At 71.7% G+C, this 19,048-nt stretch carries 23 protein-coding genes; 15 read left to right on the forward strand and 8 right to left on the reverse strand.

Going from position 1 to position 19,048, the window contains the following annotated elements; all coding sequences use genetic code 11:
* The first annotated feature begins 57 nt into the window (after positions 1–57).
* The gene (locus NLU66_RS03615) at positions 58–813 is read left to right on the forward strand and encodes an SDR family oxidoreductase (RefSeq protein ID WP_259361580.1); all 756 of its coding nucleotides are present in this window, start codon (positions 58–60) and stop codon (positions 811–813) included.
* 22 nt (positions 814–835) lie between these two features.
* Positions 836–1,162, forward strand: coding sequence for a nuclear transport factor 2 family protein (locus NLU66_RS03620; protein WP_259361581.1), 327 nt, complete (start codon positions 836–838; stop codon positions 1,160–1,162).
* A gap of 25 nt (positions 1,163–1,187) precedes the next feature.
* Here NLU66_RS03620 and NLU66_RS03625 read toward each other — a convergent pair whose 3' ends face one another.
* The 3 genes from NLU66_RS03625 to NLU66_RS03635 form a co-directional block, all read right to left on the reverse strand.
* Positions 1,188–2,024, reverse strand: a complete 837-nt coding sequence (locus NLU66_RS03625) for an alpha/beta hydrolase (protein WP_259361582.1) — start codon at positions 2,022–2,024, stop codon at positions 1,188–1,190.
* Between the two features lie 96 nt (positions 2,025–2,120).
* Positions 2,121–2,789, reverse strand: a complete 669-nt coding sequence (locus NLU66_RS03630) for a hypothetical protein (RefSeq protein WP_259361583.1) — start codon at positions 2,787–2,789, stop codon at positions 2,121–2,123.
* A gap of 90 nt (positions 2,790–2,879) precedes the next feature.
* Positions 2,880–3,059 carry a hypothetical protein gene (locus NLU66_RS03635; protein WP_259361584.1) on the reverse strand — a complete coding sequence of 60 codons (180 nt, stop codon included), beginning with the start codon at positions 3,057–3,059 and terminating at the stop codon, positions 2,880–2,882.
* A 148-nt stretch (positions 3,060–3,207) separates the two neighbouring features.
* Between NLU66_RS03635 and NLU66_RS03640 the strand changes: the two genes are divergently transcribed.
* Positions 3,208–3,723 (forward strand): GNAT family N-acetyltransferase, encoded by a 516-nt coding sequence (locus tag NLU66_RS03640; RefSeq protein ID WP_259361585.1) that lies wholly within the window; start codon positions 3,208–3,210, stop codon positions 3,721–3,723.
* 21 nt (positions 3,724–3,744) lie between these two features.
* Here the strand turns inward: NLU66_RS03640 and NLU66_RS03645 are convergent, their stop codons facing one another.
* Positions 3,745–4,071 (reverse strand): hypothetical protein, encoded by a 327-nt coding sequence (locus NLU66_RS03645; RefSeq protein WP_259361586.1) that lies wholly within the window; start codon positions 4,069–4,071, stop codon positions 3,745–3,747.
* Between the two features lie 397 nt (positions 4,072–4,468).
* Here NLU66_RS03645 and NLU66_RS03650 point away from each other — a divergent pair, with 397 nt between their 5' ends.
* Genes NLU66_RS03650 through NLU66_RS03660 form a run of 3 tightly spaced genes read left to right on the forward strand, consistent with a single transcriptional unit; the run spans position 4,469 to position 6,770 of the window.
* Positions 4,469–5,437: a copper resistance D family protein gene (locus NLU66_RS03650; protein ID WP_259361587.1), complete on the forward strand. Its 969-nt coding sequence runs from the start codon at positions 4,469–4,471 to the stop codon at positions 5,435–5,437.
* Positions 5,434–6,054 (forward strand): ECF RNA polymerase sigma factor SigK, encoded by a 621-nt coding sequence (gene sigK / locus NLU66_RS03655; RefSeq protein ID WP_259361588.1) that lies wholly within the window; start codon positions 5,434–5,436, stop codon positions 6,052–6,054. Before NLU66_RS03650 ends, sigK begins: the two co-directional genes overlap by 4 nt.
* On the forward strand, positions 6,054–6,770 hold the full coding sequence (locus NLU66_RS03660; protein WP_259361589.1) for an anti-sigma factor: 717 nt from the start codon (positions 6,054–6,056) through the stop codon (positions 6,768–6,770). The genes sigK and NLU66_RS03660 overlap by 1 nt, the downstream gene beginning before the upstream one ends.
* A 31-nt stretch (positions 6,771–6,801) precedes the next feature.
* Here NLU66_RS03660 and NLU66_RS03665 read toward each other — a convergent pair whose 3' ends face one another.
* Entirely contained in the window at positions 6,802–7,515 is a 714-nt protein-coding gene (locus NLU66_RS03665) for a class F sortase (protein ID WP_259361590.1), read from the reverse strand.
* Between the two features lie 16 nt (positions 7,516–7,531).
* Complete coding sequence (locus NLU66_RS03670; protein ID WP_259361591.1) at positions 7,532–8,302, reverse strand: CHRD domain-containing protein; 771 nt, start codon at positions 8,300–8,302, stop codon at positions 7,532–7,534.
* A 234-nt stretch (positions 8,303–8,536) separates the two neighbouring features.
* Between NLU66_RS03670 and NLU66_RS03675 the strand changes: the two genes are divergently transcribed.
* Genes NLU66_RS03675 through NLU66_RS03685 form a run of 3 tightly spaced genes read left to right on the forward strand, consistent with a single transcriptional unit; the run spans position 8,537 to position 11,390 of the window.
* Positions 8,537–9,448: a CPBP family intramembrane glutamic endopeptidase gene (locus tag NLU66_RS03675; protein WP_259361592.1), complete on the forward strand. Its 912-nt coding sequence runs from the start codon at positions 8,537–8,539 to the stop codon at positions 9,446–9,448.
* Positions 9,445–10,734 (forward strand): histidine kinase, encoded by a 1,290-nt coding sequence (locus NLU66_RS03680; protein WP_259361593.1) that lies wholly within the window; start codon positions 9,445–9,447, stop codon positions 10,732–10,734. The genes NLU66_RS03675 and NLU66_RS03680 overlap by 4 nt, the downstream gene beginning before the upstream one ends.
* Positions 10,731–11,390: a response regulator gene (locus NLU66_RS03685; RefSeq protein WP_259361594.1), complete on the forward strand. Its 660-nt coding sequence runs from the start codon at positions 10,731–10,733 to the stop codon at positions 11,388–11,390. Before NLU66_RS03680 ends, NLU66_RS03685 begins: the two co-directional genes overlap by 4 nt.
* 202 nt (positions 11,391–11,592) lie before the next feature.
* Here the strand turns inward: NLU66_RS03685 and NLU66_RS03690 are convergent, their stop codons facing one another.
* Positions 11,593–12,108 carry a MarR family winged helix-turn-helix transcriptional regulator gene (locus NLU66_RS03690; RefSeq protein ID WP_259361595.1) on the reverse strand — a complete coding sequence of 172 codons (516 nt, stop codon included), beginning with the start codon at positions 12,106–12,108 and terminating at the stop codon, positions 11,593–11,595.
* 114 nt (positions 12,109–12,222) lie between these two features.
* Between NLU66_RS03690 and NLU66_RS03695 the strand changes: the two genes are divergently transcribed.
* The 3 genes from NLU66_RS03695 (at position 12,223) to NLU66_RS03705 (ending at position 13,656) form a co-directional block, all read left to right on the forward strand.
* A complete protein-coding gene (locus tag NLU66_RS03695; protein ID WP_259361596.1) occupies positions 12,223–12,600 on the forward strand; it encodes a hypothetical protein in 378 nt (125 codons plus the stop codon).
* 215 nt (positions 12,601–12,815) lie between these two features.
* A complete protein-coding gene (locus NLU66_RS03700) occupies positions 12,816–12,998 on the forward strand; it encodes a hypothetical protein (protein WP_259361597.1) in 183 nt (60 codons plus the stop codon).
* Positions 12,999–13,152: 154 nt separating this feature from the next.
* A complete protein-coding gene (locus tag NLU66_RS03705) occupies positions 13,153–13,656 on the forward strand; it encodes a pyridoxamine 5'-phosphate oxidase family protein (protein ID WP_259361598.1) in 504 nt (167 codons plus the stop codon).
* 36 nt (positions 13,657–13,692) lie between these two features.
* Here the strand turns inward: NLU66_RS03705 and NLU66_RS03710 are convergent, their stop codons facing one another.
* Entirely contained in the window at positions 13,693–14,781 is a 1,089-nt protein-coding gene (locus NLU66_RS03710) for a hypothetical protein (protein WP_259361599.1), read from the reverse strand.
* 236 nt (positions 14,782–15,017) lie between these two features.
* Here NLU66_RS03710 and sbnA point away from each other — a divergent pair, with 236 nt between their 5' ends.
* From sbnA to NLU66_RS03725, 3 genes are read left to right on the forward strand one after another with little or no spacing between them, the layout of a single operon-like run.
* Positions 15,018–16,043, forward strand: a complete 1,026-nt coding sequence (gene sbnA / locus NLU66_RS03715; protein WP_259361600.1) for a 2,3-diaminopropionate biosynthesis protein SbnA — start codon at positions 15,018–15,020, stop codon at positions 16,041–16,043.
* Positions 16,036–17,679: an FAD/NAD(P)-binding protein gene (locus NLU66_RS03720; RefSeq protein ID WP_259361601.1), complete on the forward strand. Its 1,644-nt coding sequence runs from the start codon at positions 16,036–16,038 to the stop codon at positions 17,677–17,679. Before sbnA ends, NLU66_RS03720 begins: the two co-directional genes overlap by 8 nt.
* On the forward strand, positions 17,657–19,045 hold the full coding sequence (locus tag NLU66_RS03725) for an alanine racemase (protein WP_259361602.1): 1,389 nt from the start codon (positions 17,657–17,659) through the stop codon (positions 19,043–19,045). Before NLU66_RS03720 ends, NLU66_RS03725 begins: the two co-directional genes overlap by 23 nt.
* Positions 19,046–19,048: the final 3 nt, after the last annotated feature.

Raw genomic sequence — 19,048 nt, forward strand, 5'->3', positions numbered from 1 at the left:
GGTTACGTTGTGTATCACCGATATGGTGCTACATATCTACGTTACGGAGGCAGTGGCATGACCGAGCGGACCCTCGCAGGCAAGAACGTGCTGATCGCCGGAGGCGCGAAGAACCTGGGCGGCCTGATCGCCCGGCAGTCCGCGCTCGCCGGGGCGGACGTTGCCGTCCACTACAACTCCGACGCCAGTCGGGCCGACGCCGAGGAGACCCTCGCCGCGATCCGGAGCGCAGGCGGCACGGGCGTGATCCTCCAGGGAGATCTGACGGTCCCCGCCAACGTCACGCGACTGTTAGCCGAGGCCGAGGCGGCGATCGGGAGGATCGACGTCGCCGTGAACACCGCAGGCAAGGTGCTGCGCAAGCCGATCCTCGAGACCACCGAGTCCGAGTACGACGCGATGTTCGACATCAACGCGAAGGCCGCGTACTTCTTCATCCAGGAGGCGGGCAAGCACCTCGCGGACGGCGGGAAGATCATCACCATCGTCACCGCGCTCCTCGCCGCCTTCACGGACGGGTACTCCACCTACGCCGGCGGCAAGTCGCCCGTGGAGCACTTCACCCGCGCCGCGGCCAAGGAGTTCGCCGGCCGCGGCATCTCCGTCACCGCCGTCGCACCCGGCCCCATGGACACGCCCTTCTTCTACGGGCAGGAGACCCCGGAGCGGGTCGAGTTCCACAAGTCCCAGGGGATGGGTGATCAGCTCACCCGGATCGAGGACATCGCCCCCATCGTGCGCTTCCTCGCGACCGAGGGCTGGTGGATCACCGGCCAGACCATCTTCGCCAACGGCGGATACACCACTCGCTGATCAGACCGGAAGGACCAGCACCATGACCCAGCAGATCCCCGAGCCCGTCGCCTCGTTCCTCGAGGCGGTCAACGCGCACGACGAGCGTGCCTTCGCCGAGCACTTCACCGGCAGCCCCACGGTCGACGACTGGGGCCGCACCCTCACCGGCCTCGAGCAGATCACCGCATGGAGCGACAAGGAGTTCATCGGCTCGGAGCCGACGCTCACCGTCGACCACGTCACCGTCGCGGACGGCGCGGTCACGGTCGTCGGCGACTGGCGCTCGCAGCATGCCAACGGCCTCTCGAGCTTCCGCTTCGACCTCGACGGCGACAAGATCGCCGCGATGACCATCCGCGAAGGCTGACGGAGCCCACGTCGGATCCGAGGAATCACTGCCGCCAGAGCCAACGCAGGGCGTCGGGCAGGAGGACCCCTCCGTGGTTCGGGCTGTGGGGGCCGTCGCCCACCACGAGTCGCGTGTCAAAGCCGGCGCGGGCGAGGGCCGCCGCCGTCTCGAGGTTCTCGGCGAACCAGTTCATCTCCCGCTGGTCCCATCCGAGATCGCGCTGGGCAGCATGCAGGAGCACGCGGAGTGGCCGCTGCGCGTGCTCCGCGAGGAGCCGCGGGTACGGGTTGCCCTGCGGCATCTGGGCGAAGCTCGCGTTGTAGGCGATGACCTTGCCGAACACGTCCGGCCGCTGCCAGGCGGCGGTGAAGGCGGCGTTCCCGCCGGAGCTCCCTCCGCAGATGCCGCGCTGCGCGGGGTCGTCCGTGAGGCGGTGCATCTCCGCGACGCGCGGCAGGATCTCCTGTGCGAGAAAGTCTGCGTAGTCGCTGCTAGATGCGTCGTACTCGCGGTTGCGGTTCTTGGGGTCCTCCGCATCGGGGAACGTGCCGGGGTCGACGAACACTCCCACCATCGGGGGCAGCAGACCGTCGCCCGCGAGGTTGTCGAGGACGATGCCACCGCGCACGTCGCCGTCCAGGTCGAGGTACCACCAGCCGTCGTTGAAGACCATCACCGGAGCGGGCGCGGCGGAGTCATGGCCCGCCGGGGTGTGCACCCACACGCGGCGCGTGGTGCCGGGGAACGCGGAGGGGTCCGTGACGTCGAAGGTTCTCACCTCTCCCGCGCGATGGCGGCCGGGGACGGAGAGCGGCCCGTGCTCGTATTGCACGCCGTCATCGAGCGGCGGGAGAGGGCGGTACGGCTCGATCGTCGTCATGGGCGCACTCTAGAGCCCGACTGTCGGGAGTCCGTGGCGGGGTTGGTGGCCTCGCGTCAGCATCCGTGAGGGGACAGTCGCGCTCTTTCATGAGCACTACGCCGTCGCGCGCCTGGCCAGAACCGTCAACCACTCGGCGAGGTCGCGATCGAGGTCCTGCACGGCGAGGCCAGGGGCGTTCGCGAGAGGCGACTCGATCTCGGCGAGCTCGAGGGCGTGTGCGGCCCATTCCGACGCGCCCGTGGCGTCGCCAGTCGCCTCGCTCCATCGGGCTCGGGCGACCGCGGCCTCGAAGAGCGCGGAGGAGAAGCGACCCTCGCCTCGCTCATCCCACGCGTCCAGGAGTTCGCGAGCCTCGTCGAGCGACTCTGGCGTCTCTTCGCGAAGGAGAAGGTCGGCGAGGTGGACCTCCGCCATGCCCGTCGTAAAGTTCGACGTCGGATTGACCTCGAGGATCCGGCGGAGCAGTCGTTCGGAAAGCGCGGGATCATCGATTTTCACTGAATCGGCGAGGTTCTCCCATGCGGTGCTCTTCTCGAACGGGTCCTTGCCGGCTTCGACCGCTGCCCGCACGAACAGCGAGCGGGCCGCACCGGTCAGCCCCGCGCTCTCGAGGGACAGGCCTTTGATGCGCAGGTACTGTCCCCGGTTCTCCGGGCGCGCGCGGCGCAGCTTGAGCTCGAAGTGCTCCTGATCATCGAGGCTCCAGTCGGGAGTCCTGTACCAATCCATGCCCCAGTCTCGCACCTGACGAGGCGTGGTCATCTGGTGCTCCCGGCACTCTGATCGCCGGACCTGCATTCCTGCGGCGGCGTGACTATCGCGCTCGTCAGGGGTGGCCGCCCCAGACCCTCGCTACTCGCGCCGGCGGGCCACGGAACCGAGGAGCACGCAGGCCGGGAAACCGATGACGCAGGCGAGCAGGGCCGGGGTGGCGAACGAGTCCGGCAGGACGGAGAGGTGCCGGAGCCAGACGGCCACCAGGCCGGCGATCAGGAATCCGGCCGCGACCTTCCATATGTGACGCTTCGACATCCCCCTCGTGCGCGCGTGATGGTGGCGCGGACGAGTCTAGGGCCCGAGCGCGATCCACATCTGGGTGCGCCTCGGACGCCCCGTGTCTGTAGCCGCGCTCGCCCGGCGTCGACCCCGACGGCGCGAGACCCATTGCTACGTTCGAGCCATGGACGTGACGCTGCGGCATGCGGGGCCCGCTGATGTGGCGGTGATGAGGCGAGCGGTCTACGCGGCGTGGAAGTGGCGCGAGCCCTGGGACGAGTCGGCGTTCCGAGCGCACCTGCTGTCAGCAGACCCCGATTCGTACGTGGATGCGTTCGGCGCTCGCGTTGGGGATGCGGGCCTCGTGGCGGCGAACGCCGATGGCGTGTGCGGTGCAGCGTGGTTCCGCCGCTTCACCCGGGAGAACGCACGGGCGGGTTTCGTGGACGACTCGACTCCGGAGCTGGTCCTGGCCGTCGACGACCGCTTTCGCGGGACAGGCATCGGAGGGCGCCTGCTCGACGGGCTGCTCGACCTTGCCGTCGATCAGAGCGTGTCGGGACTCAGCCTCCACGTTGATTCCGCGAACGGGATCGCCCGAGCGCTGTACCTCTCCCGTGGGTTCGCGCTCCATCGGTCCACCCCGAAAGGAGCCGTCATGGTCTGGGCCGAACCTGTCGGCGGCAGCTCCGGCCGGTAGCAGGCGCTCCGCCCTCATCTGTCATGAGCGGTAGAGCCGGAAGGGCCAGTTCCCGTTCTCGGGGGTGACCTCGATGCCCAAGCGGTGCAGCTCGCGACAGAGGGCGTCGTGCTCCGCCTCGAGACGGGAGTCCACCTCGGCGCTGATGTGCGTCGGCTGGTCGAGGTGCAGATCGCCGTAGGTCGCGTCCATCTCGGCGGCCCAGGCCACGATGCGCTCACTGATCGGTGCGGGGAGCACGTCGAGGACGGCCGGGAGATCGGCGTCAGGCGGATCGATGCAGTCCTCGGCCCAATCGAGGAGAAGCATGTAGTCCCAGGTGAAACGCACGTGGCTCGGAAGCATCATCGTTGATCAGTCCTCTCCGGGGATGCGAGGAGCGCCTTCACGCGATGAGGCGGGGTCCTGCAGCAGGGCCAGGGCCGAGGCGGTGGAGTCAGCGTACTCGGCGTCGACGTCGGTGGCGTCCTGGCCGGTGGACGGCGACGCATCAGACCCAGCGCCCGCGAGTGGCGTGCTCATGGCCGCTGCTGCTCCACTCACCGGAGGCGAGGAAGACCGCCTCGCCGCTCATGCCGGAGGTGACCCTTCATCCCATCCGTTGGCGGCTCGGCGACGAACTCCGGGGGACAGCACACCCCCGGAGGACCCCTATGCTCACTCACCGAGGCCGGACGGCCACCTCCCGCAGCTCGCCGCCTGACCAGCGGCGGGTCACGGCGACGCGGTCGAGGACGGGCCGCAGATGATGGCGATCGCGGTCCAGGCGCTCACGGGCCTGCAGTACCTCTCCCTGCTGGTGACGGCCGGACTCCTTCTGTGCAGGGTCACCGTGGCGCGGGGCAGGGACGCTGCGCAGGCTCTCGGCTCCGTCGCCGCGGTGCGGCGGACCAGGGTCCTCGCCTCTGCCGCCGCGCTGACGAGCGTGGCGCTCATGGTGGCGGCGGCGATCGATGTCGCCGGCTGGTCACGATGGACCGCGGGCATCATCCCCCAGCAGCTCGCGGCGGCGGTCCTCGTCGGGACGGGTTCCCTGATCGTCGTCGTCGCGGGCGGCGCGCGGCGGCCCGTGCCCACCCTCGCAGGGGCGCTGCTGGGACTGCTCGGCCCCGCACTCACCGGCCATTCGGTCTCCGTCGGCCCCCGCCCGCTGATGCTCGTGGTCGACGTCGGCCATCTGCTCGCCGGCGCCTTCTGGACCGGTGGCCTGATCGGGACGGTCGCGGTGATCGCCGCGCTGCGCAGCGATGGCACGGCGGAGGAGGCGGTGGTCGTGATCCGTCGCTTCTCGTCCGCCGCCCTCGTGAGCGTCCTCGTCCTCGCGGTGAGCGGAGGCCTGATGACGGTCCTGATCCTCGACGCGCCCGCGGCTCTCGTCACCACCGGATGGGGACGCGCGCTGCTGCTGAAGCTGAACGTGGTGGGGGTGGCCGTGGGCCTGGCCGCGTGGAACCGAACTCGACTTCTGCCGGCCATCGCGACGGCCGATGCCCCGTGGGAGCGGCTGCTGCGCATCATGCGGCGCGAGGCGGTGCTGCTGCTGGGCGTGCTCGTGGTCACCGGCGTCCTGGTGAACCTGAGCCCCCATGAGAGCCCGCCGGGGGGCGCCCTCGGGAACGGGCAGTCCCCCGTGGGTGCGCAGGAGACCATGCCCATCGCCGCATCCGAGGTTGGGGGACCAGGTGAGCCCGGGGCCCCTAGAATGGCCCCATGACGCCGCCGCCCGAGGACCTCGCGTCCGAGGACGCGAAGGTCCCCGCTCCGGCCTCGCCCGACGCTCTGCGCGATGCCATCCTCTCGGTCGCCGCCGGTGACGCGGACTCCTTCGCGGGTCTCTACGATGCCACGAGCGCGCGGGTGCACGGCCTGGTGCTGAGGGTCCTTCGTGACCCCGCACAGGCGGAGGAGGTCACGCAGGAGGTGTACCTCGAGGTCTTCCGACGGGCGGCCGGCTTCGACCCCGCTCGCGGGTCCGCGCTGGCATGGATCCTGACCCTGGCCCACCGCCGGGCGGTGGACAGGGTGCGTTCGTCACAATCACAATCCGATCGGGACGTCGCCTACGAATCCCGTGCAAACACACAGGAGCCGGATCCCACCGGGGAGGCCGCTCTCGCGACGCTCGAGGCGCAGCGGGTGCGGACGGCGCTCGAGCAACTCTCGGAGCGGCAGGCCGAGGCGATACGGCTGGCCTATCTCGACGGTCTGACCCAGACACAGGTCGCCGACAGGCTCGGGATTCCGCTGGGCACCGCGAAGACGAGGCTCCGCGACGGGCTGCTGGCCCTACGACGCATCGTCAGCGCCCCACGGCAGAGGAAGGAGGAGTGATGGCCGGGAAGCATCCCGATCCCGACGAGCACGAGGAGATGGAGTCACTCGTCGTCGCGTCCGTGCTCGACGTCCTCGACCGGCGGCAGCAGGCCGAGGTCGATGCGCACCTGGCCACCTGCCCGCGCTGCCGTACCCTCGAGGCCTCCCTCCGGGAGACGGCGGTCGAGATCTCCGCCGGGCTGGAGAGTGCGCCCCCGGCGCGCCTGCGGGTGAGCGTCCTGGACGCCGTGCGCGCAGAAGCCGCCGCCTCCTCGCCGACGGAGGCACGGATGCGACCGTCGCGCCGCGCGGTGATCGGCAGCGCCCTGGCGCTCGCCGCGAGCGCCGTCGTGGCGACCGGGGTCGTGCTGTCGCGACCCGGTCGCTCCGAGAAGGATCAGGAGATCGCGAGGGTCCTGACCGCCGGTGACGCCCGGCTCTACTCGACGACCTGGGAGTCAGCGCAGGTCACGGTCGTGCACTCGGCGTCCTCGGCATCGTCGGTGATCGAGGTGCGCGGCCTGCCCCCGGCCCCCCGTGGTCGCGACTATCAGATCTGGAGCATGAGCCCCGCGGGGCCGGAGGACGCCGGCCTCCTGCGCCCCGATGGCGACGGCCGTGCCCGCCTGCTCATCGGCTCGGGCGGTGCGGAGGGCACGGCGGTCAGCCTGGAACCGGCCGGCGGCTCGGAGCAGCCGACGACGCCGCCGTTCATCGCGGTGACCTACTCCTGAGCGTCTCGCTGCGCTCGGGGCGGGGAAAAGGTCAGGCATCGTCCAGGAGCCGTGCGAACACGATGACGTTGTCCGCGTGCCGTCCTTCGTCGTCGACGCTGCCGCCGCAGGTGATCAGACGCAGCTCGGGGCCGGCGGTGTTCCCGTACACGTCCTCGGTGGGGAACGCATCCTTGGGGAAGCGCGCCACGTCGTAGACCTCGAAGGTGGCGGTGCGACCGTCCTCCCGGTCGACCGCGACCCGGTCACCCTTCCGCACGGCGCCGAGCTCGAAGAACACGGACGGCTCACCGCCGTACGTCACGTGCCCCTCGATGACCGAGGGGCCGGGCTGGCCTGGCGTCGGCGATCCGTCGTACCAGGCGGCGTCGTCCTTGCGCGCACCGCTGGGCGCGGGAAGGGTCCCGTCGTCGGCCAGTGAGATCGGGAAGACGTCCCCGTCGATGCCCCGGCCGTCGAGGCGCACCCTCGTGGGCTCCGAGGCGGGAAGCGCCTTCGGGGTGGCCTCCGGGGTGCTGGTCGGCCGCGACGACTCGGGGGTGGAGGGGCGAGACGTCGAGCCGGGGTTCGACTCGGACGCCGAGCTCTCGGTCCCGGCTGCGACGGCAGGCGCCTGCGGCGGAGCCGGCTCTTGTCGCAGCAGCGCGACGACCACCAGCAGCAGACCCACCATGCAGAGCACGCCCAGCGCGGTGGTCGCCCAGGGGCGACCACCGCGCGGGGTGTCGATCATCGACCGTGCCATGGACGGTCTGCCGTCCTCAGTTCTCGCGACGAGCCGCGCGTCGACGGCTCACCACCAGGCCGGCCACACCGGCGGCGGCGAGGACGCCACCCGCGGCGAGGAGGCCGGCGTCCTCGATGCCGGCGGTCGTGCCGTCACCGGTCTCGACCCCGCCCTCGGGCATGTCGGCCATCTGGCTCGCACCGACCACACCGCAGGCCGCGGGATCCGTGGCCTCGCTGGGCAGCGACTCGTCCAGGTCCGACTTCTGGTCGCCGTCGTACTCCCCGCTGCCGTTGTGGTCCACGCCGTGCAGCACGACGACGGCGGTGCCGTCCTCGATGGCCGAGGCGACCTCGTCCGTCACGGTGAAGGTGCGCTCGTAATGACCGCTCTCGGTGGGGAAGTTCGCGACGTCGAGGCCGTGATCGGCTCCGGTCGAGCCCTTGGTGGTCAGGGAGGCTCCGACCATGCCGTAGTCGTCGATCGCGTCGGTGACTCGGATGGCCCCGTCCACGCCCGACCCCTTCATGTCGGGATCCGGGCACGTGCCCGCACCGCCGACATGGATGTGCTGGGCATGCGGGGAGCCGGCGAGCAGGCCCTGGGTGTCCATCTTCACGGTGAGCTCGTCACCGTCGAGGGTGAACCACGCCGTGCCGGACGCGCCGGAGTCGTTGAGCTGGGTGAGATCGGCCTGGTAGCTGTGGGCGTCATCGCCATGGGCCATCGCCGGCGCGGCCGCGCCCGCTCCGATCATCGCCATGGAGGCGGCCATGAGGGTGATGGACTTCATCGTCGTGCGCATGATGTCTCCGTTCCTGGGTCACCGTGCGGCGAGGAGGCCGCAGGGGACGGTGACACCGGTCATTCGGAGCGGTCCCGCGGGCGGATTGGTCCGCTCCCGGATGCGGGTCGCCGCGGTCCCGCCCGCCTGCATCCAAAGGTGCAGGCGCGGCGGACCGATCCGATGGGTCTCGAGACCCGTCGCGGCGCCGGGGATCGTGGAGGAGTCAGCATCCCCCTCTCGATCGGAGGACCCATGGTGTCCCTCATCCGCTCCCGACCGCTGCTCAGCTTCTTCGTCCTGGCCTGCGGGCTCAGCTGGCTGGGCTGGCTGAACTACATCCTCTCCCGCAGCGGTCTCGGCGTCATCGACGTCGACTACCCGGTCGTGCTCGGCTCGACCCAGCCGCTCGGCGTCATCCCCGGCGCGTTCCTCGGACCGATCGGTTCCGCGCTCATCGTCACCGCCGTCGTCGACGGGCGCGCAGGCCTGCGCGCCTGGGCGGGTCGGCTGTTCCGCTGGCGCGCGGACTGGCGCTGGTACGCGGTGTCGCTGCTCGCCGTCCCCGCGGGTCTCGTGGCCGTCGGCGCCGTGGCCTCGCTGGTCATCGGCGGGAGCGTCGTCGCGCCGGCGCCGACCCTCCTCGCGCTCTACGCCCCGGTGCTCGTGCTGCAGCTGGTGACCACCGGTCTGGCGGAGGAGCCCGGCTGGCGGGACTTCGGGCTCAGCCGCCTGCAGCGACGCCACAGCCCGCTCGTGTCGGCCGCGATCCTCGGGCCCGTGTGGGCGCTGTGGCACTACCCGCTGTTCCTCACCGACTGGGCCGAGGGGCCCGGGCGCAGCTGGACCGGCCTGCTCGCCTTCACCGTGTTCTGCCTCGGCTTCAACATCGTCATGTCCTGGATGTTCAACCGGACGGGCGAGTCGCTGCCGCTGTCGATGCTCATGCATGTCAGCGCGAACACCTTCGCCTCCGTGCTGTGGTCGGCCATGTTCCCCGCGATCGCGGCCCAGCACGTGTACCCGCTGCTCGCCCTCGCCGCGGTCGTCGCGGCGGTGGCGGTCGTCGTCGGCACCCGCGGCCGACTCGGCAGGCGGGAGGCGGACCCGTCATCGACGGCACGGGCGACCGTCCCGGCGCGTCAGGGACTACCGTCGGGGTCATGACGGCGAGAACGACCCTCGCGCCGCCGCGGACCCGTCCCGACCACCGGCGGAGGGACGCCGCGGCGGCGCTGGTCTGCCTGGTCCTCGCCCTCGGAACGCTCCTCGTCCTCCCGCTGATCGAGCGCGCGGGCGGGGACCCGGTCAGCTCGCCCGCGCCGGGCACGGGCCCGTGGTGGGGCGTCGCGACCACCCTGCTCGTCCAGGCGGTCGTGCTCGCCGCCTCGCGTCCTGCGCCGCGCCTCGCGCCAATCACGGTGGCGGCCCTCCCCGTGCCGCTCGCGCTCCTCGCGCCGGGTGGCGCCGTCGGGACGACGACGCTCGCGGTGCTCGTGGCCGCGTATCTCACCGGAGTCCGGGTCCGGCGGGAGCAGCTTCCGCCGGTGGCCGCGAGCATGGCCGTGCTCACCGCGGTCGTCACCGGCGTGAACCTCGTGGGATCCGGCGGGACGAGCACCGGTCAGGCGGTCCTCGCCGGGCTGGGGCAGGCGGTGATCGTCATCGGCGCGCCGATGCTCGTCGCTCTCATCGTGGTCAGCCGTCGGCAGGCACGTGCCGCGCAGGAGCGGGAGCTCGCTGCGCTGCGACGGGAGCAGGACGCGCGGATCGCCACCGCGATCGCGGCCGAGCGGACCGCCGTGGCCCGCGATCTCCACGACATCGCCGCCCACCACATGTCGGGCATCGCGATGCTCGCCTCGGCGCTGGAGCGCCAGGTGGACCGCTCTCCGGAAGCGGCGAAGGAGTCCGCCCGGGACATCCGCGCGCAGAGCACCGCCGTGCTCGGCGACCTGCGCCGGCTCGTGGGTCTGCTCCGTGTCGAGGACGCCGCCCCGCTCGCCGACCGTTCGCTCGCCTCCCTCGCGGATCTCGTCGAGCAGCGGCGCGGCGCCGGTACGGCGGGGACCCTGGTGGTCCTGCCGCCGGAGGCGGATCCCGGCGCTGGGGTCGGCACGCTCGCCCAGCTGGTGGGCTACCGCATGGTGCAGGAGTCCCTCGCGAATGCGGCCGTCCATGCGCCGGGGGCACGCTGCGAGGTCCGCGTCGACGCCACGGCGTCGGACCGGGTACGGATCACCGTGGTCAACGAGGCCCCGCTCCGTGTCGGAGCGAGCAGCGGTCACGGCGGCTTCGGACTCCTCGGCATGCGGGAGCGCGCGGAGCTCGTCGACGCCCGCCTCGACCACGGCCCCACGGAGGACGGGGGCTGGCACGTCACTCTGGAACTCCCGCGCGAGCGTGCCGACAGGTCGGCCCCGCCGACGGAGGAGAGGAGTGGGCGACCATGATCCGTGTGGTGCTGGCCGATGACCAGGCGCTCGTCCGCAAGGGCCTCGCCTCCCTGCTCGAGGCCGAGGAGGACATCGAGGTCGTCGGCATCGCGGAGGACGGCGCACGTGCGCTCGAGCTCATCCGCGAGCTGCGGCCCGACGTCGCCTGCCTCGACATCCGCATGCCCCGGATGAACGGCATCGAGGTCGCCGAGGCCATCCGCGACGAGGACGTGGAGGTCCTCATGTTGACCACCTTCGACCTCGACGAGTACGTCTTCGGCGCCCTCGAGGCCGGCGTCGCGGGCTTCCTCCTCAAGGACTCCGACCCGGAGGTGATCGCGCACGCCCTGCGGCAGGTGGCGGCGGGGCGCGGCACGATCGACCAGTCCTTGACCCGTCGGATCCTCCGCGAGGTCGCCGAGCGGCGTCGGCTGCAGCCGGTGGTCGTCCGTGGGCGCGGCGCGGAGGAGCTCCTCACTGCCCGCGAGCGGGACATCCTGCGGCTGCTGGCCGAGGGGATGAGCAATGCCGACATCGCCGCCCAGCTGCACGTGGAGACGTCGACAGTGAAGTCCCACCTCGCGAGGATGCTGCCGAAGCTGGGTGTCACCTCGAGGTTGCAGGCGGTCGTGTGGGCATACCAGAACCGCGTCGTCGCAACTCGCCCGTGAAAGACCTGGCAGCTTGGCGTCGCTGAGGTCGCGTTGTCCCCGAGCACGCCGGAAGAGCACAGTCGTCGTGATGACGTCGGCGTAAGGAGTACTCCAAGGGGATCGGTGTCGGGGCTCGCCCTCGAGCAATCCGGGAACCGTGACCCGCGGCGTCCACGTCGACTGCTCGGGCCGGGCTGATGGCTTCCGCCGCCGAGTTGCCTCAGCGCGTTCCTGGTTCTGCATCGATCGAATGGTTCAGGTCCCGGAGGAAGCGGTTCACGACGGCACGTTCCTCGGGGCTCAGCGCCTCGGCGACGGCGAGCATCCGTCGGTGCATGTCCTGCAAGGTGTCCCGGACCTCTCTTTCCGCGTGCGCGGTGGGGACGACGGCGATAGAGCGACGATCCTCGGGATGCGCCTCGCGGCTCGCACAGCCGTCCCGCACCAGCCGATCCACGAGCGCGCTCGTGGATGCCGCCGTGATGGCCAGGCGCCGGGCCAGGTCCTGCTGGCGCATGACCTCGCCGCGGGAACGGGCCGCCAGGAGCATGCGCAGGGCGAGCAGATCCTTCTCGCCCATGCCCATGTCCTGGCGGACCTTGGACCTCAGGGTCGTGGTCGACTCGCGATAGCGACGCAGCTCGTTGAGGACGTCCACGGCCTCGGCGGGGGCGCCGACGGTCGTCGTGTACCAGTAGCCGGCGCTCCTGGCCTCCTGATCCTCGCTCGCATCCATCCGACCTCCAGGTCCCCGGGGCTTGACGTGCTGGATGAAAAAACATAGCCTTTCTAACTATTAGATGCCCGATGATAGCAAATCGGGCCTGCTGCGACGATGGAGAACCCGCGCATGATCCTCGCCCCCGCCCTCCCCGGCGAGACCATGACGAGCGTCCCCGAGACAAGGGTCGCCGCTCCCGAGGGTGTCCCCTCCGCGCGGGCGTGCGCCCGAGCTCGTGCTGCCGCACTCCGCCTGCAGGACGTTCGCGAGGCGTCGTTCGCCTTGGTCCACACCGCGGAGGGCGCTCTGCTCGAGGCGCGGATCGGCATCGCCCCCGGCGGTGACTTCGCCACGGTCGTCGCCCACGTCGTGGACGGCATCGTGCCCCTGCTCGGCACGGAGATCGGAGCCGTCGACGCGCGGCGGAGCATCCAGTTCTGCTTCGCGGGGAGACGATGGGCTCGCGCCGGCACCGTGGCCCCGGCGCAGGTGCTGACCATCTCCTAGGCGTGCCGGCCCTGCCCGCCACCGCACCATCCACCACCATGGATCACCATCGATCCGGATCCCCGAGGAGAGGCCCCGTGACAGGACATGTGCCGCCCCAGGACGTGGCAGCCGCCGCCCGACGAGCCGTGGAGTGGATCGCCGAGGGCAGGGCGGGTAGGGGATTCACGGATGTCGGCGATCACCGTGCCCATCAGCTCGCTCGCCGTGAGGCGGTGGACGACGACCAGATCGGCAGGATGAAGCGCTACTTCTCCCGGCACCGACACGATGCGGAGGCCGAGGGCTTCCGGCGCGGGGAGCACGGCTATCCGTCCCCGGGCCGTGTCGCGTGGGACGCATGGGGAGGGTCCGCGGGCCGCGCGTGGGTGGGTCGCGAGAAGTTCGCCGGCCTGTGACCCAGGCGTCCCCGGCGCCCGGCCGCGGGCCGCGCGTGTGCGCGTCGTCGCCCGCCCGGACGGCCCCGTCGCGGCGACCAGGGCCACCGACGATGTCCATCGAACGCACTCCCCACCCGGGGGAGGGCGCATCACCGAGAAGAAGGAGCTCCTCATGGAGAACGACCAGAAGGCGCCGGACGCGAACGACCTCACTCCTGCTGGTGTCGCCACCAAACTCCGCGACACCAGCGTGGTCATGCTGACAACGGCGGTGGGTGACGGCAAGCTCGTCTCCCACCCCATGACGATCCAGGGAGTGACCGACGAGGCGGACGTGTGGTTCTTCGTGGGTCGCCGCGGTGACCAGGCGCACGCCCTCACCTCCGGCAGCGCGGTGAACATCTCGATCAGCGAGGCAGGGTCCTGGCTGTCGGTCGCCGGTCATGCGGAGTTCGTGGAGGACGCCGCCACGGTCCGTGAGCTGTGGAACGACTCCGCGGAGGGCTATTTCCCCCAGGGTCCTGACGACCCGGACCTGGCCCTGCTGCGCGTCACCACCGACTCCGCCCAGTTCTGGGGGCTGTCCGGAGGGCGGATCGCCGGGGCGGCCCAGATGGTGCGAGCGATGGTCACGAAGGACCGGGCGCCGGGCGGCACCGACACCACGGAGCTGTGAGGGACGCCCTCAGGGCGGCCCTGGGGGGCGGTCGGATCAGCTCCCCCCGTCGTCGGCCACCGCGCCGCGGCTCTTCGCGGCACGATCCCCGTCCTCCTCGGTGTACCGGCGCTGACGCTCCCGCTGACCGTGTGTGAGCGAGCGGAGGTCGGTCCCGCTGTCGAAGCTCGATCCGAGCCCCCCGGCGACCACGCCCATCGCCGCGCTGAGCCAGGCGATGTCGAGGTAGGTGCTCCACGAGGGAGCGTCCCCGATGACGGTCGCCATGTAGTCCGGGGCGATGACGATCGTCCCTCCGGCCAGGATGAGCGCGACGAGCGCGGCGTAGAGCGCGAGCACGCAGAGCAGCAGCGTCCCGACCGTCGAGAGGTTGTACAGCAGGACGACGCGGGCGAGGTTCGAGCGCCGCGGCCGGTCCCAGAGACCGTTGCTGACGATGAGCCACGTCACCATGGCCATGATGGCGAGAGCGCCGATGCCGAGGAGGCGAGGGGTCGAGAGGTACGTGGACATCGCCCAGATGGAGCTGTAGAAGATCCCGAAGGCGCCCGTTGCCGCCGCGGCCGCCATGGCGCTCGACAGGCGGGGCGCGGTGCGGATGGGCTCGTTGCCCGCGATCATGCCGAGCACCGTCCGAGGGCCGGCGAGCCACGCCCGTGCGCGGAGCATGGCGTGCCCGTCCTCTCCCTCGGCCTCGGTCCAGTGCGACCAGCGGGTGCCCACTCGCACGCCCGGACGGGGCTCAGGCGGCGGATGCATGCGGCGGGTGCAGTCCACGAGGGCGTCGATAATCTTCGAGCGGCTCCGGAAGGCGCCCAGGGTGGGGCAGGAGACGACCGCGACGCGCTCGGCGGGGAAGATCTCCGCGATCAGGGGGTGGCCATCGATCAGGCGAGGGATCTCCGTGAGCAGCAGGACCACATCGGGTCCCTCGTACTGATCGGCGAGGGCGACGGCGTCGCCGAGATCCAGCGAATCGTCCGGGCGGAGGCGCAGCATCGAGGTGTGCAGCAGCAGTCGGACGGGCTCCTGGAAGGACGCGTCGAGGAGTCTCTGGAGGTCATCGCGCACGGCCTGAGCGCGGCGCGTGGGGAGCCCGGGGTCGGAGATGAGGAGGATGCTCACGGGTCGTCGGGAGGTGGCCTGCACATCGAGCTCCGATCATGGTCGCGGGTGGATCGCCGCCGAGCGGGCGGTGCGCTTCTCACGCACGGCGAGCAGCGGCGGGGCCCGTTCCGGCGCCCGTCGAGCCTACGAGACGTCGGGCGCTGCGTGCCGGTGGCACCCACCTGACGCGTGCGAGTCCGGACCGCCTGGTCGACCCGGGCTCGTGCGCGCACGCAGCCCGTAGTGTGGCGCGCATGAGCACTTCTCCAGAGATCCTCGACGGCATCGACGCGGCCGTGGGGCGCACCCCTCTGGTGCGGCTCTCCCGTCTCTTCCCCGACAGCGGCGTCGAGATCCTCGCGAAGCTCGAGTCGGTGAACCCCGGCGGCAGCACGAAGGACCGCCCCGCGCTCGCCATGGTGCGGGAGGCGATCGCCTCCGGTCGCCTGAGGGAGGGCGGGACCGTCGTCGAGTCGAGCTCGGGCAACCTCGGGGTCGCCCTGGCGCGCGTGTGCTGCACCCGCGGCATCCGATTCGTGTGCGTGGTGGACTCCAGGACGAACCGGTCCACGATGGCCGCGATCCGTGCGCTGGGCGGCGAGATCGACCTGGTGGCCGAGCCCGATCCCCTCACCGGGGATCTGCTCACGGCGCGGCTGGCCCGTGTGACCGCGCTCCTGGAGGACATCCCGGGCGCCGTGAACCTGTACCAGTACGGCAACCCCGCCAATCCCGGTGCGCACCGCGAGGGCACCATGCGGGAGATCGCCGAGGCCACCGATCACCGGCTGGACGTGATGCTCGCAGCGGTCAGCACGACGGGGACGATCGCAGGGTGCAGCGCTTACGTGCGCGAGCACGCGATGGCCACACGCATGATCGCGGTGGACGCGGTGGGCAGCGTGCTCTTCGGGGGTGCCGTCGCCGCGCGGCCGCTGCCCGGCATCGGCGCGGGCGTGGTCACGGAGACCTCACGGACGGTCGTCCCCGACGAGGTGCACCGGATCGGTGCGGTGGACGCCGTCGCCGGCGCCCGGCTTCTCGCACAGCGGGAGGGGATCCTCGCCGGTGCGTCCACCGGTGCGATCGTGCGCGCCATGGCGTCCCTCGTCCCGCGGCTCGAGGCGGGTGGCCGGATCGCCTTCATCGTGCATGACGGCGGTGCCCCGTACCTCGACACGGTCTACGACGACGACTGGGTCCGCCGCGTCATCGGCGCCGATACGTCGACGCTCGCCGCGGCCCAGGACTCGCTGATCTCCGCGTCACTCCGTGGTTGACCCGGACCGCCGGCGTGCGGCGATCATCGGGGCGGGGCCGAAGGCCCTGTTCGCCCTGGAGGCGCTGCTGGCCCGGCTCACCTCCCGACCCGACGCCCCCCGCTGGGCCATCACCGTGATCGACCCCGGGAGTCATCCGGGCACCGGCGCCGCGTACCAGCTCGAGCAGCCGGAGTTCCTGCGGCTGAACGTCTCCGCCGCGATTCTGGACGCTCCCGTGAGCCGGACCTTCCCCGGGTTCCCCGACTGGGTCGGCACGCATCGGCCCGACCTCGCGGGAGAGGTCTACCCGCCCCGGGCGGTGATCGGGGGCTACCTCACCGCACGGTGGCGGGCCCTGGTCGCCGCCCTCGGTGAGGTCGCCGACCTACAGCCGGTGGCGGCGCGCGCGGTCGCGGTGCGACCGCACGGCCGGCGATGGCTGGTGGAGTGCGAGCCGCGGCTGCCCCGCGACGAGTTCGACGAGGTGCTCGTCGCGACCGGGCACGGCCGGCACCATGAGGGCGAGCTCGCGCGGTCGTGGTCCTCCGTGGTCCCGCTGCGGCCCGCCGTCCTCCCGGTCGCCACCATGCTCTCGCCCTCCTCCGTCCCCGCCGGCTCGCGTGCGGTGGTGCGCGGGGCGGCGCTGACCTTCCTCGATGCCGCGCTCGCGCTGACGGAGGGAAGAGGGGCGACCTTCGTGCCGGCGCCCGGCCGGCCCGGGGTCCTCCTCCACGAGCGCGGCTCGGGAGAGCCGGCCACTCTTCTGCCCACCTCCCGGCAGGGGATCCTGCTGGACGCCAAGCCCGATCCGGGAACCCCCGCGGCGGAGGTCGATGCCGCTGTCATCGCCGCTGCGGAGCAGCGCCTGGATGATCTCGACGCGCGCGACCCCCTTCTTGCGGAGCGCCTCCTCTCCGAGATCACCGCCACGGCAGCGCGCCTCTTGGGTGGTCCGGAAGCTCATCCGGAGGTCTTGGCCACCCTCCGCACCGGTGCGGCGCCGGGGGGACGGCGCGGCGCCGAGCGGGCGCTGCGGCACAGTGTCGACGTCGCCCTGGGGCATCGTGATCCGGGCCCCGCGTGGGCCCTGGGCCGGACGTGGTCCCGGCTGTACCCGTCGGTCACCGCGGTGCTGAGGGGCTCCGACATGTCCCCTCGGCAGTGGGCCGCGCTGCAGCGCGCGGCGCGGACCCTGGAGCGCTTCGCCTTCGGCCCGCCGCTCGTCACCGCCCGCAAGCTCCTCGCGATGATCGATTCCGGGGCGGTGGACCTCAGCTGGCTCGACGCCGGCGTGGGCCCGACCTCTGCGGGAGTTCTGCCGAGCTCGTCGGAGGTCGACCTGGTCATCGATGCGGTCATTCCCCCACCGGGCCTCGTCGCGCTCCTCGATCCGCTGCCCCGCCAGCTGCTGGAGGAGGGGATCGTCGCGGTGAGGCCGGGGCGCCGCGGCGCGATGGTCGACGTCGACGGCACCGCGTTGGACGTCACCGGCCGGCGCCGTGAGCACCTCGCGCTGATCGGCCGGCCGACGGAGGACCATGTGATCGGGCACGACACGCTGAACCGGCACCTGCACCATGAGATCGAGAACTGGGCCGCACGGGTGGCCGCCACCGCCGAGGAGGAGCGCTGTGATCGAGCACGACCTGAGTGAGGGCTGCCGTGGGCTGCCGCCGCTTCCCGCTCGTCTGGAGCCCTGGATGCAGGAGGTCCTCGCCGATGCGGAGGGGTGCGCAGCGATGCTGGAGGAGTTCGGGAGCCCGCTGAACCTCCATGACTTCTCCGCCCTGGCACGGAATGCCGCGGAGCTCGAGCAGGCCGCGGATCGTGCCGGCGTGCGGCTGCGGATCTTCGCGGCCCGCAAGGCGAACAAGACGCTGGGGATGATGGACGCGGCGCACGCGGCCGGTCACGGGGTGGACGTGGGGAGCTACCGGGAGCTCGCGCAGGCCCTGGACCGGGGGATCCCGGCAGCCGACATCGTGGTCACCGCCGCGGTCAAGCCGCGCCCGCTGCTGCGGCTGGCGCTGGACTCCGGTGCCCTGCTGGTCCTGGACAACCTGGACGAGGCGGCGTCGCTGGCCGCTGAGGTCGCCGACCGCCAGGCGGCGGGGTCGCACCCGATCGCCCTCCGCCTCGCACCGACCCCCGACGAGCTCATCGCGCCGACCCGGTTCGGGGAGTCCCCACGAACGTGGAGGGACTGGTCGAGAAGGGCCAGCGCCCTGCAGGGCCTACGGATCGAGGGGGTCCACTTCCACCTCCACGGCTACGACGTGGAGTCGCGGGCGCGAGCCGTCGGCGAGGCGACGACGCTGATCGACGCGCTGCGAGAGGCGGGGCATCGGCCCTGGTTCCTCGACATCGGCGGCGGGATCCCCATGTCCTATCTCGATGACGCCGGACGATGGGACGCGTTCTGGGCGGCCCACGACGAGCAGGGCCACGACCCCGGCGGCGAGGTCACCTGGCGCGGCGAGCCTCTGCGACAGGTCTACCCCTACCATCAGGCCCTGACCCGCGGGGCCTGGATGGAGGAGCTGCTGCGACGTGTGGCAGGTGATCTGAGGGCGCGGGATCTTGAGCTGCGGTGCGAGCCCGGCCGATCGCTGCTGGACGGCTGCGGGCTGACCCTCGCCAGGGTGGTCCAGCGAACGGCGACCAGTGACGGGGTCCCGCTCGTGGGGGTGGAGATGAACCGCACGCAGTGCAGGTCCACCTCCGACGACTTCCTGGTGGACCCGGTGCTGGTACGCACCGGGGGAGAGCCCTCGCGGCCGATGGAGGGATTCCTGGTGGGCGCGTACTGCATCGAGGCCGAGCTGATCCTGCGACGCCGGCTGGCGTTCCCCGGCGGCGTCGCCGTGGGGGATGTGCTCGCGCTGCCGAACACGGCGGGCTATCTCATGCACATTCTGGAGAGCGCCTCGCATCAGCTCCCCCTGGCCTCCAATGTGGTGAAGGAGGGGACCGGGTTCCGGCGCGACGGCATCGACGCGTTGTTGCCGATGCGCCCGTGAGGC

It is taken from the genome of Brachybacterium sp. NBEC-018, assembly GCF_024860185.1.
GTDB classification, from domain to species: Bacteria; Actinomycetota; Actinomycetes; order Actinomycetales; family Dermabacteraceae; genus Brachybacterium; species Brachybacterium rhamnosum.